General features: G+C 44.3%; 12 protein-coding genes. 11 read left to right on the forward strand and 1 reads right to left on the reverse strand.

All coding sequences use genetic code 11. The features are described from left to right. The first annotated feature begins 27 nt into the window (after window positions 1-27). The 3 genes from cobA to MHH61_RS16820 all read left to right on the forward strand — a co-directional run bounded on the left by cobA (window position 28) and on the right by MHH61_RS16820 (window position 2,127). Entirely contained in the window at window positions 28-783 is a 756-nt protein-coding gene (cobA, locus tag MHH61_RS16810; protein ID WP_125586824.1) for a uroporphyrinogen-III C-methyltransferase, read from the forward strand. Window positions 784-857: 74 nt separating this feature from the next. Beyond that, window positions 858-1,643 carry a sirohydrochlorin chelatase gene (locus MHH61_RS16815; protein ID WP_087978864.1) on the forward strand — a complete coding sequence of 262 codons (786 nt, stop codon included), beginning with the start codon at window positions 858-860 and terminating at the stop codon, window positions 1,641-1,643. Continuing rightward, window positions 1,624-2,127 (forward strand): bifunctional precorrin-2 dehydrogenase/sirohydrochlorin ferrochelatase, encoded by a 504-nt coding sequence (locus tag MHH61_RS16820; RefSeq protein ID WP_120207075.1) that lies wholly within the window; start codon window positions 1,624-1,626, stop codon window positions 2,125-2,127. The genes MHH61_RS16815 and MHH61_RS16820 overlap by 20 nt, the downstream gene beginning before the upstream one ends. A 34-nt stretch (window positions 2,128-2,161) precedes the next feature. On the opposite strand, the gene MHH61_RS16825 is transcribed toward MHH61_RS16820, so the two are convergent. Further along, window positions 2,162-3,871 carry an NFACT RNA binding domain-containing protein gene (locus MHH61_RS16825; protein WP_024426952.1) on the reverse strand — a complete coding sequence of 570 codons (1,710 nt, stop codon included), beginning with the start codon at window positions 3,869-3,871 and terminating at the stop codon, window positions 2,162-2,164. A gap of 164 nt (window positions 3,872-4,035) precedes the next feature. Between MHH61_RS16825 and MHH61_RS16830 the strand changes: the two genes are divergently transcribed. The 8 genes from MHH61_RS16830 to def all read left to right on the forward strand — a co-directional run bounded on the left by MHH61_RS16830 (window position 4,036) and on the right by def (window position 13,085). Further along, window positions 4,036-6,711: a calcium-translocating P-type ATPase, SERCA-type gene (locus MHH61_RS16830; protein WP_087978867.1), complete on the forward strand. Its 2,676-nt coding sequence runs from the start codon at window positions 4,036-4,038 to the stop codon at window positions 6,709-6,711. An 83-nt stretch (window positions 6,712-6,794) separates the two neighbouring features. Then, on the forward strand, window positions 6,795-7,670 hold the full coding sequence (locus MHH61_RS16835) for a YicC/YloC family endoribonuclease (protein WP_125586822.1): 876 nt from the start codon (window positions 6,795-6,797) through the stop codon (window positions 7,668-7,670). Window positions 7,671-7,746: 76 nt separating this feature from the next. Continuing rightward, entirely contained in the window at window positions 7,747-8,016 is a 270-nt protein-coding gene (gene remA, locus MHH61_RS16840; protein WP_008344898.1) for an extracellular matrix/biofilm regulator RemA, read from the forward strand. A 9-nt stretch (window positions 8,017-8,025) separates the two neighbouring features. Beyond that, complete coding sequence (gene gmk / locus MHH61_RS16845) at window positions 8,026-8,640, forward strand: guanylate kinase (RefSeq protein WP_024424214.1); 615 nt, start codon at window positions 8,026-8,028, stop codon at window positions 8,638-8,640. 3 nt (window positions 8,641-8,643) lie between these two features. Then, the gene (gene rpoZ, locus MHH61_RS16850) at window positions 8,644-8,847 is read left to right on the forward strand and encodes a DNA-directed RNA polymerase subunit omega (protein WP_003211647.1); all 204 of its coding nucleotides are present in this window, start codon (window positions 8,644-8,646) and stop codon (window positions 8,845-8,847) included. A 117-nt stretch (window positions 8,848-8,964) separates the two neighbouring features. Continuing rightward, entirely contained in the window at window positions 8,965-10,182 is a 1,218-nt protein-coding gene (gene coaBC / locus MHH61_RS16855; RefSeq protein WP_125586820.1) for a bifunctional phosphopantothenoylcysteine decarboxylase/phosphopantothenate--cysteine ligase CoaBC, read from the forward strand. After that, on the forward strand, window positions 10,179-12,587 hold the full coding sequence (gene priA / locus MHH61_RS16860; protein ID WP_125586818.1) for a primosomal protein N': 2,409 nt from the start codon (window positions 10,179-10,181) through the stop codon (window positions 12,585-12,587). Before coaBC ends, priA begins: the two co-directional genes overlap by 4 nt. Before the next feature lie 15 nt (window positions 12,588-12,602). After that, on the forward strand, window positions 12,603-13,085 hold the full coding sequence (gene def, locus MHH61_RS16865) for a peptide deformylase (protein WP_025092560.1): 483 nt from the start codon (window positions 12,603-12,605) through the stop codon (window positions 13,083-13,085). Window positions 13,086-13,090: the final 5 nt, after the last annotated feature.

Raw genomic sequence — 13,090 nt, forward strand, 5'->3', positions numbered from 1 at the left:
GCCTGATGGCAGGGGGAGAAAAGCAAGATGGGGAAAGTATACATTGTGGGTGCTGGACCCGGTGACCCAGATTTAATCACATTAAAGGCCTATAAGGCGATACAGCAGGCAGATGTCATCTTATATGATCGTCTTGTCAATCAAGAAATTCTCGCCCATGCCAAACCGGAGGCGGAATTGATTTATTGCGGCAAGCTGCCAAATCATCATACAATGAGGCAGGAAGCCATCAATGAAGCGCTTGTGGCTCATGCAAAGGAAGGGAACGTTGTCGTTCGGCTGAAAGGCGGCGACCCCTTTGTCTTTGGCCGCGGCGGTGAAGAAATCGAATGCTTAGCTGAGCACGGAATTCCGTATGAGGTCGTCCCAGGAATTACTTCTGGGATTGCAGCGGCTGCTTATGCGGGCATCCCTGTGACACATCGTGAATTCAGCTCAAATGTTGCTTTTGTCACGGGCCACTATCAAAAGGATGAACATTTTGAAGAAAAGTGGGAGGCGCTGGCTACAGGGATTGATACTCTTGTGATTTACATGGGTGTCAAAAACGTGGAAAGAGTGCAGCGCCTGCTTTTAAAAAATGGACGGGACCCAGAAACACCCGCTGCATTTATACACTGGGGAACCACATCGAGGCAAAAGACAACTTGCTGCACGGTTGCGACACTGTCTGAAACTGTTGAAAAAGAAGGGATCGAGCATCCAAGTTTAATTGTTGTTGGAGATGTCGTTCATTTTCATCAAAAGCTGAACTGGTTTGAACCCGCATTCATCGAGAAATGAGAATGGTAGAGAAAAGACACGTGCATACATCGTGTCTTTTCGTCTGATGAAAACAAGTGAGAGGGAGGAGCCGCATGAAACAAGCTGTCCTTTATGTTGGGCATGGAAGCAGGGTGAAAGAAGCACAAGATAAGGCCATTTCTTTTATGAAAAGCTGTATGCCGTTAGTGAAAGCAGATATACAAGAAATTTGTTTTTTAGAGCTGACGGATCCTTCTATAGAAGAAGGATTTGAGGCCTGTGTGAAAAAAGGAGCGACACACATTGCAATCGTCCCGCTCCTCCTTTTAACTGCCATGCATGCCAAATCGGATATCCCGGTCGAAATTGAGAAAGTGCGCGCGCGTTTCCCGCAAGTGAAGGTCACATATGGAAAGCCGATCGGGGTGAATCAAGAAGTAACAAAAGCGGTTGCCGCAAGAATTAAAGAAGCAGGATATCAAGGCGAGCGCGCTCGGATTCTTTTAATTGGCCGCGGGAGTTCTGATCCGGAGGTGAAGCGAGATGTGTTTGGCATTGCAGACGATGTCCGAAGCCTGCTTCCGCATGCAGAGGTTCTTCCGTGTTTTATTACAGCATGTGAGCCAAATTATCGAGATGTTCTCGCGCAGTTATCAGAAGATGACGATGGGCCTGTTTATATCGTTCCTTACTTACTGTTTACGGGGATTTTAATGAAAGAAATTGAAAGTGAAGCCGCTCAGGCGAGAAAGCGGCTGAAAGATGTCCGGGTATGCCGGTATATTGGCTTTCATCCGCATGTCAAAGCGGCTTATATTGAACGAGTGCTAGAAACCATTTTAAACAAAGACGATGCGTTTCGTTTCCGAGGAGAAAGCCATGCTTCCAGTCCATCTTGATTTAACCAATAAACAAGTGGTCATCGCCGGCGGCGGATCTGTTGCATTAAGAAGAGCAAAGACATTGTGTACGGAGCCTTGCCATCTAACTGTTGTGAGTCCTGACCTTTCTGAAGAGATGGCGTGCCTCATTGATACATACGCATTGAATTGGAAGGAAAAGAAGGTGGGCGCTGAAGATTTGAAGGATGCGTTTTTCATTGTAGCTGCTACAAACGACCCTTCGGTAAATGAATGGATTGCACAAACAGCGCAGCCTCACCAGCTCGTGAATTGTGTGAGCCAATCTGAGCTCGGTAATGTGATGGTGCCGAAGGTTGTCAAAGCAGGAAAAGTGACGATTTCAGTCTCTACAAGCGGTGCAAGCCCCGCCCGGACAAAACAGCTGGCTGCGGCAATTGAATCCTTGCTTGAACAAGAGGATATTGACGCACTTGATGCCCTTTACATCGAAAGAAAAAAACGACAAAGAAAAAGCCGATAAAATCCTTACAGGAGATTTTATCGGCTTTTTTTATTTATTTTCTCAGCTTGAGCACAAGATCTTCGTCAGGCGTGACAAATAATGTTTGCTGCTGATCATACGTAACAAAGCCTGGCTTTGCTCCGTTTGGTTTTTTCACATGGCGGATTTTTGTATAGTCGACAGGTACGGAGCTGGACTCTTTTGCCTTTGAAAAATAGGCGGCAATTTGAGCCGCTTCAAGCAGCGTTTGTTCATCAGGTGCTTGGTGACGGATGACGACATGTGACCCAGGAATATCCTTTGTATGCAGCCAAATATCATCACGAGCAGCTGCCTTTGTAGTCAAATACTCGTTTTGTTTGTTGTTTTTTCCGACTAAAATTGGTATGCCTTGGGATGATTCATACGTTTCGAGCTGAATGGCCGCCGGTTTTTTCTTTTTGGCGAGACGCTTTTGTTTGGCGCGCAAATATTTTCCTTCAACAAGCTCTTCTCTCATTTCCTCTAAATCCTTCGGTGAAGCAGAGGACAGCTGCTGAATCAGCTCTTCAAAATAAGCAATTTCTTCATGTGTCCGCTTAATTTGTTCATTTACAGCTTCTACAGCATTTTTTGCCTTTTGATATTTTGTAAAATATGCCTGGGCATTTTCAGAAGGGGTTTTGTTTGTTTTGAGCGGAATCGTGATTTCTCCGCCGTCTTCATCGTAATAATTGATGACAGTCGCTTCTTTATCCCCTTTTTTAATCGCATATAAATTGGCTGTTAACAGCTCACCATAGAGCTGATATTTGTGTGCATCTTGAGATTCTTCAAGGGTTCTTTTTAGCTTTTTCAGCTTGTTTTCATTTTTCTTTTTTTCATTGACGACAAACCGTTCAAGGTCAGCTGCCTGCTGTTTGACTCTATCTCTCTCAGCTTTTCCAAAATAAAAGCGGTCAAGCAGCTGGCTGAGTGAGTCGAATGTCTTCATCTCGCCATGGACATGCTGAAGCTCTAATAAATAGAAATACTCTTTTCCGTCTTTTCTTGTGAGCTGCGGTGTAAAAGAATGCATGCGAATGAGCTGGAACATGTCGAGCAGTGTATTTGGAATCGTTTCTTGATTGGCAAGACCGGCCCGGTGTACAACTTCCTTTGCAAACAGCGGAGAAACCCCAGAGAAGGTATCGACAATTTGATTTGCGATCTTTCCTTCTTGAAAGCGTAAATGCTTCAAAATATCATCCTTTGTCACGTCAAAAGGATTCAATTTTTGCTGCGCAGGCGGCAGAAGGTATTCATGACCAGGGAGCACCGTTCGATAGCTGTTCACAGATGGAGAAAGGTGTTTCAAACCATCAATGATCTGCTGCGTTCCATCCTCTACCAGAATGAAATTACTATGTCGTCCCATGATTTCAATGTAAAGCTTACGCGTCTGCTCATCACCAATTTCATTTCTGCTTCTTACATGAAGCACGATCACCCGGTCAAATCCAATCTGTTCAAAACGTTCAATGAAGCCGCCCTCAAGATGCTTTCTGAGGAGCATACAAAACATTGGCGGCTCGCTTGGATTGTCGTATTGATGCTCAGTGAGCTGCACTCTCGCATAGCTCGGATGAGCCGATAAAAGGAGCTTATGATTTTTCCCGTTTGCCCGAATATGAAATATCAGCTCGTGCTTATATGGCTGATGGATTTTAGAAATCCTCCCGCCAGTTAATGTCTCTTGCAATTCATTTGTCATACCATATGTAAAAATGCCGTCAAATGACATGTTGGATACACCCTCTTCTTTCGCACAAATCTACTGAAAGAACTTCCGTTTTCTCGTTCTTTAGGCAGTCTTATTATTATAGCATGATTTAGGACGAGTCTGAATAAACTGGCTTATAGAACACTGCATATGAGAGAGAACAAAAGAGGAGTGGACGAGGTCAAATGAATTGGCATGAACTGAACCAAACCGATTTATTAAAAACCATGAATACATCGATAGGTGACGGACTGTCAGAAAAAGATGTACAAAAGCGGCTTGAAAAACACGGGCCAAATGAATTGCAGGAAGGAAAAAAGGCGTCGGCTCTGATCATTTTTTTAGCACAGTTTAAAGATTTCATGGTGTTAATCTTGCTTGCAGCAACAATCATTTCTGCCTTTTTAGGAGAATACATTGATGCTGTTGCGATTGTAGCCATTGTTTTGATTAATGGTGTACTCGGCTTTTATCAAGAGCGCCGGGCGGAAAAATCCCTTCAAGCGTTAAAAGAATTATCAACTCCGCATGTATATGCAAGGAGAAATAATGAATGGGTCAAGATCCCGTCTAAACATCTCGTGCCAGGGGATATTGTGAAATTTTCAAGCGGAGACCGGATTGGGGCAGATATTAGATTACTAGAAACAAAGAGCTTAGAAATTGAGGAGTCCGCTCTCACTGGCGAGTCTATCCCAGCTGTCAAACACGCAAGTCCTCTTTCAAGCAGCCATGTCTCACTTGGAGATTTGACGAACATGGCCTTTATGGGGACGCTTGTTACTAGAGGAAGCGGCGTAGGGGTTGTCATTGGTACAGGAATGAATACGGCAATGGGACAAATTGCCGGTATGCTGGATGCAGCAGGTAATATGGAAACGCCGCTGCAAAGGCGTCTCGAGCAGCTCGGGAAAATTCTGATTGTGGCTGCTTTATTTTTAACGGTGCTCGTTGTTGTTCTCGGTGTTGTGCAAGGACATGAATTGTATCATATGTTCCTAGCGGGAGTATCTCTTGCTGTTGCGGCAATTCCAGAAGGACTGCCGGCGATTGTCACTGTCGCACTTTCCCTAGGAGTGCAGCGGATGATCAAACAAAAATCGATTGTCAGAAAGCTCCCGGCTGTGGAAACACTCGGCTGCGCGTCAATCATTTGCTCAGATAAAACAGGAACGATGACGCAAAATAAAATGACCGTGACTCATGTATGGGCAGAGGGGAAAACGTGGAATATTTCTGGCACAGGCTACGAGCCATCCGGTGACTTTACCTTGAACGGAGAAATCGTCCATGCCGACAAGCACCCAAGCCTGCAAAAGGTGTTATTATACGGGGCGCTTTGTAATACATCGACCATCGTTGAAAAAGATGGAGAGATGAGGCTTGATGGCGATCCGACAGAGGGGGCGCTTCTTACCGCAGCACGTAAAGCGGGTTTTACAGAGCAATTCATTGAAGCTGGATTTCATGTCATTGAGGAGTTCCCTTTTGACTCAGAAAGAAAGATGATGTCAGTCGTCGTTGAAACGAATCAAAAAGAGCGGTATGTCATTGCAAAAGGTGCGCCGGATGTACTAATGAACCGTTCAAGTCATATCATGCACGGCGGACGCACAGCTTCTTTTTCAGCAACTCATAGGCAAGAAGCAGAAGCTGCGATTCAAGGGTTAGCAAGACAGGCGCTTAGAACCATTGCCATTGCGTATAAAAAAGTCGGTCTGACAGAAAAAATCACCTCTGTAAAGCAGGCTGAAACCGATTTAACATTTATCGGGTTAGAGGGTATGATCGATCCACCGCGTCCTGAAGTCAGACGAGCGATTAAAGAGTGCCGGGATGCCGGGATTAAAACGGTCATGATTACAGGCGACCACGTAGAAACGGCCAAAGCGATCGCCAAAGACTTGAGCCTTTTACCGAAGCAAGGACAGGTGCTCGACGGGAAAGCGCTTGATCAGATGAGCGACAAAGAGCTTGAGCAAACGGCTGAAAATGTATACGTCTTTGCCCGGGTTTCCCCTGAGCATAAACTGAGAATTGTCAAAGCCTATCAAAAAAATGGGCATGTTGTGGCGATGACAGGTGATGGGGTCAATGATGCGCCTGCTATTAAACAAGCAGATATCGGTATCTCCATGGGCATCACTGGAACAGACGTAGCCAAAGAAGCGTCTTCTCTTATTTTACTTGACGACAACTTTGCGACCATAAAATCCGCCATTAAAGAGGGCCGGAATATTTATGAAAACATTCGTAAGTTTGTCCGTTATTTGCTGGCATCAAATGTCGGAGAAATTTTGGTCATGCTGTTTGCGATGCTGCTCGCGCTGCCGCTGCCGCTCGTTCCTATACAAATCTTATGGGTAAACCTTGTCACAGATGGTCTGCCGGCTATGGCACTTGGCATGGATAAGCCAGAAGGCGATGTCATGAAGAGAAAGCCGCGGAATGTGAAAGAGGGCATTTTTGCTAGAGGGCTTGGCTGGAAGGTCATTTCAAGAGGCTTCCTCATCGGACTTGCGACCCTTTTGGCATTTATATTTGTGTATCACCGCGATCCAAACAACCTGCAATATGCACAGACTGTCGCATTTAGTACGCTTGTTTTGGCGCAGCTCATTCATGTATTTGACTGCCGCAGTGAACGGTCCATTTTTGAACGTAATCCATTTGGGAACCTTTATTTGATCGGTGCGGTTTTGTCATCACTTTTGCTCATGCTTGTGGTCATTTATTACCCGCCGCTTCAGCCGATTTTCAAAACGGTCGCGGTTGCACCAATTGATTGGCTGCTGATCATCGGGATGTCTGCACTGCCAACTTTTTTACTGGCAGGATCACTTTTGACAAGAAAAAAATAATTGATTATGGTATAATTTTGAGGTAATAGTGTCTGCTATTACCTTTTTCATTTTATTAATATGAAAGAATTGGGTGTTTTGACATGATACGCAGTATGACGGGATTCGGCCAAGCGAGTAAAACGGATGGAGAACTGACAGTGTCAGTTGAGCTAAAATCGGTCAATCACCGTTTTAAAGAGGTTCATGCCCGTTTGCCGAGGCCGCTTTTATATTTCGAAGATACATTAAAAAAGATCATTCTTCGTCACGTGCAGCGCGGTAGAATTGAGCTGTTTGTCACGATTGAAGGCGGTAAACTAGCAAGCCGGTCCTTACAGATCGACTGGCCGCTGCTTGATGAATACATGAAAGCCGCAAAAGACCTCGAGAAACGCTATCACATTTCAGGTATTCAGCATGCACATGACTTATTGGGGCTGGAGCTTGCTGTTCAGGTGGAAGAGTCAGCCAGCCGAAATGAACAGTTAGAGCAGCTGCTGATGGAAGCTTGCGAGGCTGCTGTCAAGGAGCTTTGCTTCATGAGAGAGCAAGAGGGAGCATCCCTTCAAAAAGACTGTGAACTGAGGCTTTCTGAACTAGAGGCCTATACAGAAGAAATCAAAGTCTTTGCACCAGAGGTTGTGAGTCAGTACAAAGAACGATTGAATCAGCGATTGCAAGAATGGATCGGAGACGCGCTTGACGAGAGCAGACTGACTACAGAGGCAGCCATCTTTGCTGACCGGTGTGACATTACAGAAGAGATTACGAGATTAAAAAGTCATTTTCAGCAGTTTCAGCAAATCTTGCTGCAAGGCGGTGCTGCCGGCCGAAAACTTGACTTCCTTGTACAGGAGCTCAACCGTGAAGTGAACACCATTGGATCAAAAGCGAACCATCACCATTTAACAAAGCTGGTGGTTGAAATGAAAAGTGCTATTGAAAAAATAAAAGAACAAGTGCAAAATATAGAATAGTCATTGTGTATGCTGTTTACAGTGCGTCTCTTTCGGCGAGACTAGAGACGTTTATATTACAGGGGGACGAAAGAAGATGACCATAAAGTTGATCAATATCGGATTTGGAAACATCATTTCAGCGAATCGGATGATTTCGATCGTCAGTCCGGAATCAGCACCGATTAAACGAATGATACAAGACGCAAGAGATCGAGGCATGCTCATAGATGCTACATACGGAAGAAGAACCCGTGCTGTTGTCATTATGGACAGTGACCATGTCATCTTATCTGCCGTTCAGCCTGAGACTGTCGCGCAAAGACTTTCTGTAAAAGAAGAAATCATAGATGAAGGGCAGGGGTAATACGCCATTATGAAAGAAAGAGGACTTTTAATCGTTCTCTCTGGACCTTCGGGAGTTGGAAAAGGAACGGTCAGACAAGCCATTTTCTCCCAGGAAGATACGAAATTTGAATACTCTATTTCTGTGACGACACGCAAACCGCGTGAAGGTGAAAGAAATGGTGTCGATTATTTCTTTAAAACCAGGGAAGAATTTGAACATATGATTGAAAACAAAAAGCTGTTAGAATGGGCAGAGTACGTCGGGAATTACTACGGCACGCCTGTTGACTATGTAGAACAGACATTAAGCGAAGGAAAAGATGTTTTCCTTGAAATTGAAGTGCAAGGTGCACTTCAAGTAAGAGAAGCATTCCCGGAAGGTCTTTTTATTTTCCTTGCACCGCCTAGCCTTTCAGAACTTCAAAACCGCATCATTACACGCGGTACAGAGTCTGAGGAGCTCATTCGAAACCGAATGGCCGCTGCGAAAGAAGAAATTGAAATGATGGATGCTTACGACTATGTCGTTGAAAACGATGATGTCGAGCTGGCTTGTGAAAGAATCAAAGCGATCGTCCTTGCAGAACACCTGCGCAGAGACAGAGTCGCACCAAGATATAAAAAAATGCTGGGGGTAGAATAAACCATGTTAGATCCTTCAATTGACTCATTGATGAACAAACTTGATTCAAAATATACACTTGTAACAGTGTCGGCACGCCGTGCACGTGAAATGCAGATCCATCAAGATCAGCAGATTGAAAACACAAAGTCTTACAAATTCGTAGGCAAAGCACTAGAAGAAATCGACGCTGGTCTTTTGACATTTGAAAAAGAGGATCAAGAATAACACATCGCTTCTGCAATGCAGATACGATACGTTCAAAAAAGTCAAAACTATGATTGGTTTTGACTTTTTTGAATTGTAGACGAATTTGTGAAAAAGGCCGTTAAGGGGGACAAACAAATGTTACAGTCAAAAAATATTTTGCTCGGTGTCAGCGGAGGAATTGCCGTATATAAAGCAGCAGCACTTACTAGTAAACTCGTACAATCAGGCGCAAATGTCAGAGTGATTATGACGGAATCTGCTCGTGAGTTTGTGTCTCCGCTAACCTTCCAAGCTCTGTCTCGGCATGAGGTATATGTAGATACATTCAAAGAAAACAATCCAAGAGTCATTGCGCATATTGACGTAGCTGACTGGGCCGATCTCATTCTTGTTGCCCCTGCAACAGCACATACGATTGGTAAAATGGCCGCTGGACTTGCAGATGATATGCTGACGACGACTTTGCTTGCTTCAACAGCGCCTGTATGGATCGCTCCAGCGATGAATGTGCATATGTACGATCACCCGGCTGTCAAACGGAACATTCGCACATTATATGAAGACGGCTACCGGTTTATTGAGCCAAGTGAAGGTTATTTAGCCTGCGGTTACATTGGAAAAGGGCGATTAGAAGAGCCTGAAAAAATTGTGGAACACATCCGTGCTTTTTTTGATGAGCCAAAAAGCTTACCGCTCTCAGGAAAAAAAGTCGTGGTGACAGCTGGTCCTACACGTGAAGTCATCGATCCTGTCCGATTCTTTACAAATCGTTCTAGTGGAAAAATGGGCTATGCGATCGCAGAGGCTGCTCAGCAAATGGGGGCAGATGTTACGCTGATTTCTGGACCTGTTTCTTTAACTGAACCTGACCATGTACATGTAGTGCACGTTGAATCAGCTGAAGATATGTATCAAGCTGCGCTAGATGTATACGGAGAAGCAGATCTTGTCATTAAATCAGCAGCTGTCGCCGATTACACCCCTGTCACGACATATGCTCATAAAATGAAAAAACAGGACGGCGCTCTGGACATTGAATTCACCCGGACAAAAGATATTTTAAAAGAGCTAGGGAAAAGAAAAGAGCATCAAGTGCTGATCGGATTTGCAGCTGAAACGCAGGATGTAGAATATTATGCGAAAAAGAAAATTGAATCCAAGCACCTAGATATGATTGTGGCCAATAACGTCACTAAAGAAGGTGCAGGATTTGGCACAGATACAAATGTGGCAGCGATCATCAAAGCAGATGGAACGAAAAAAGAGCTGCCGATGATGAGCAAAAAAGACCTCGCTTTTGAAATTTTAAAGGAGGCAATACTGCTGCTTCCAGAAGAGCGTGATCGCGCATGATTGCTGAAGTCATCGTAGATGTCACAACGAAAGCCATTGACCGGCCATTTGATTACCGTGTACCAGATCGATTCAAAGATCTCGTCAAAGCGGGAATGAGGGTGGTCGTTCCCTTTGGCCCGCGGAAGATTCAAGGGTTTGTGACAAAAGTCAAAGAGGAAACAGACATCAAGACAGGAAGCATCAAAGAGATAGTCGATTTATTTGATTTATCACCTGTTCTGACAGATGAGCTGCTGGAGCTTTCCCACTGGCTGACGGAAAAAACATTGTCCTATCATATTACGGCACTTCAATCGATGCTGCCCGCAGCCATGAAGGCAAAGTATGAAAAAGAAATACAGGTGCTATCAGAGGAAGAACTTCCGCAGTCATTGAAAGAGCTTTTCGGTCAGCGTGAGAGCATTCTTTATGCTGACATCCCGGCTGAACAATTAAAACAGATTCAAAAGCATGTCCAAAAAGGTCATCTAGAGGTGAGATATCATGTCTCGCAAAAATCTGGAAAGAAAAAGGTCCGCATGCTCCAGTTGGCTGTATTGAAAGAAAAACTTGAAGAAAAGCAGCAGCAGCTAAAGAAAAATGCGGTAAAACAAAAGGCGCTGATCTCTTACTTGCTTCAAGCTGGAGAGACAACCTTTTTAGCGAAAGACTTGCAGCAGCAAACAGGGGCGAGTTCTCAAACGCTTAAAACCTTTATTCAAGAAGGGCTGTTAACAGAAAGCTATGAAGAGGTCTACCGGGATCCTTACCATGACCGGGAGTTTACACCATCTGCATCACTTGATCTCACGCCTGAGCAAAGAGAGGCGGCAAAACATATTCATCAAGCAGTCAGTGAGGATCAGCACGAAACCTTTTTGCTGCACGGAGTGACAGGAAGCGGCAAAACGGAGATTTACTTGCAGACAATTGATCATGTTCTTCAAAAAGGGAAAGAAGCGATCGTTTTAGTTCCTGAAATTTCATTAACCCCTCAAATGGTGCAGCGATTTAAAGAACGATTTGGCTCAAATGTGGCTGTTCTTCACAGCGGCTTATCGACAGGAGAAAAATATGATGAATGGCGGAAGATTCATCGCAAGGAAGTCAAGCTTGTCGTTGGCGCAAGATCTGCTGTTTTCGCTCCATTTGAAAATTTAGGCATGATTATTATAGATGAAGAGCACGAATCCTCTTATAAACAAGAAGAAATGCCTCGTTACCATGCCAAGGATGTCGCCATTGAACGAGCAGTGCGGCATCAATGTCCAGTCGTATTAGGCAGTGCAACACCTTCACTTGAAACCTATGCACGTGCGAAAAAAGGCGTTTATACATTGCTGTCGCTCAAGCACCGCGTCAACCAGCAGCAGCTGCCGCACGTTTCGTTAATTGATATGAGAGAAGAACTAAGAAATGGCAACCGCTCCATGTTCTCAGAAGAATTAATGATCAGGTTAAAGGAAGTGCTTGAAAGAAAAGAACAAGCCGTTTTATTTCTGAACAAAAGAGGCTATTCATCCTTTGTGATGTGCCGTGATTGCGGTTATGTGGAGCAATGTCCTCATTGCGAAATTTCTCTTACCTATCACCGCTATCAAAAACGGCTGAAGTGCCATTATTGTGGTCACGAAGCACCAGTACCTGCTGAATGTCCAGAATGCCACAGTGAGCATATTCGCTATTTTGGAACTGGCACGCAGCGAGTAGAAGAGGAACTGACAAAGGTATTGCCTGAGGCGCGTGTAATTCGAATGGATGTGGATACAACGTCTCGAAAGGGTGCTCACGAAAAGCTTCTTACGTCTTTTGGCAATAAAGAAGCGGACATTTTGCTCGGGACGCAGATGATTGCAAAGGGGCTGGATTTCCCAGATGTCACACTTGTTGGTGTTCTCAGTGCGGATACATCCCTTCACATCCCTGATTTTCGTTCAAGTGAAAAAACATTTCAGCTTCTCACGCAGGTCAGCGGCAGGGCAGGGCGCCATGAAAAAGCGGGCTCGGTTATTATTCAATCGTATACACCTTCTCACTATAGTATTGAATTAACGAAGCAGCATGACTACGAAGCCTTTTATGAACAGGAGATGCTGCATCGCCGCCACCAGTCCTATCCGCCTTATTACTTTTTGGCGATGGTGACAGTGTCACACGAAGAAGTGACGAAGGCAGCGCATGTTACTGACCAAATTGTCCAGTTCCTAAAAATGAACTGTGCACCGAATACTCGAATCCTTGGTCCGGCCGCATCACCAATCGCTAAGATCAAAGATAGATATCGATATCAATGCGTGATAAAATACAAAAGGGAAAATGAACTGGCAAGTTTACTACGGAAAATACAAGACCATTATCAAAAGGAAATGGAACAAAAACAATTGATGATTTCAATAGATATGAATCCATATATGATGATGTAAAACGGAGGGCTGTAAGTGGCAGTAAAACCAATAGTCATACATCCGGCAGAAGTGCTTGAACAAAAGACAGAGCGCGTCGAGACGTTCGATAAAAAGCTTAAAAAACTGCTGGATGATATGTATGATACAATGCTTGAGCTGGATGGAGTTGGACTAGCAGCACCACAAATCGGTATTTCAAAAAGAATCGCTGTTGTAGATATCGGAGAAGAATCTGGCAGAATTGACTTAGTGAACCCCGAGGTGCTTGAAGTAGAAGGAAGCCAGACAGATATTGAAGGCTGCCTGAGCTTTCCATCTTTATACGGCACTGTAGAGAGACCGAACTATGTGAAGGTAAAAGCCTTTGATAAGAAAGGTAAACCATTTACAATAGAAGCAGACGGATTTTTAGCAAGAGCTTTATTGCACGAAATTGATCATTTAGACGGCATTTTATTTACGTCAAAAATCATTGAAACCTATACAGAAAAAGAACTTGCGGAAATGGAAGGGTGAAGAAA

Origin of the sequence: Bacillus sp. FSL K6-3154 (assembly GCF_040869395.1) — a bacterium.
Classification (GTDB): domain Bacteria; phylum Bacillota; class Bacilli; order Bacillales; family Bacillaceae; genus Bacillus; species Bacillus safensis.

Coding starts and splice junctions, on each gene's coding strand:
- cobA (WP_125586824.1), top strand. CDS start 28: ATGGGGAAAGTATACATTGTGGGTGCTGGACCCGGTGACCCAGATTTA.
- MHH61_RS16815 (WP_087978864.1), top strand. CDS start 858: ATGAAACAAGCTGTCCTTTATGTTGGGCATGGAAGCAGGGTGAAAGAA.
- MHH61_RS16820 (WP_120207075.1), top strand. CDS start 1,624: ATGCTTCCAGTCCATCTTGATTTAACCAATAAACAAGTGGTCATCGCC.
- MHH61_RS16825 (WP_024426952.1), bottom strand. CDS start 3,871: ATGTCATTTGACGGCATTTTTACATATGGTATGACAAATGAATTGCAA.
- MHH61_RS16830 (WP_087978867.1), top strand. CDS start 4,036: ATGAATTGGCATGAACTGAACCAAACCGATTTATTAAAAACCATGAAT.
- MHH61_RS16835 (WP_125586822.1), top strand. CDS start 6,795: ATGATACGCAGTATGACGGGATTCGGCCAAGCGAGTAAAACGGATGGA.
- remA (WP_008344898.1), top strand. CDS start 7,747: ATGACCATAAAGTTGATCAATATCGGATTTGGAAACATCATTTCAGCG.
- gmk (WP_024424214.1), top strand. CDS start 8,026: ATGAAAGAAAGAGGACTTTTAATCGTTCTCTCTGGACCTTCGGGAGTT.
- rpoZ (WP_003211647.1), top strand. CDS start 8,644: ATGTTAGATCCTTCAATTGACTCATTGATGAACAAACTTGATTCAAAA.
- coaBC (WP_125586820.1), top strand. CDS start 8,965: ATGTTACAGTCAAAAAATATTTTGCTCGGTGTCAGCGGAGGAATTGCC.
- priA (WP_125586818.1), top strand. CDS start 10,179: ATGATTGCTGAAGTCATCGTAGATGTCACAACGAAAGCCATTGACCGG.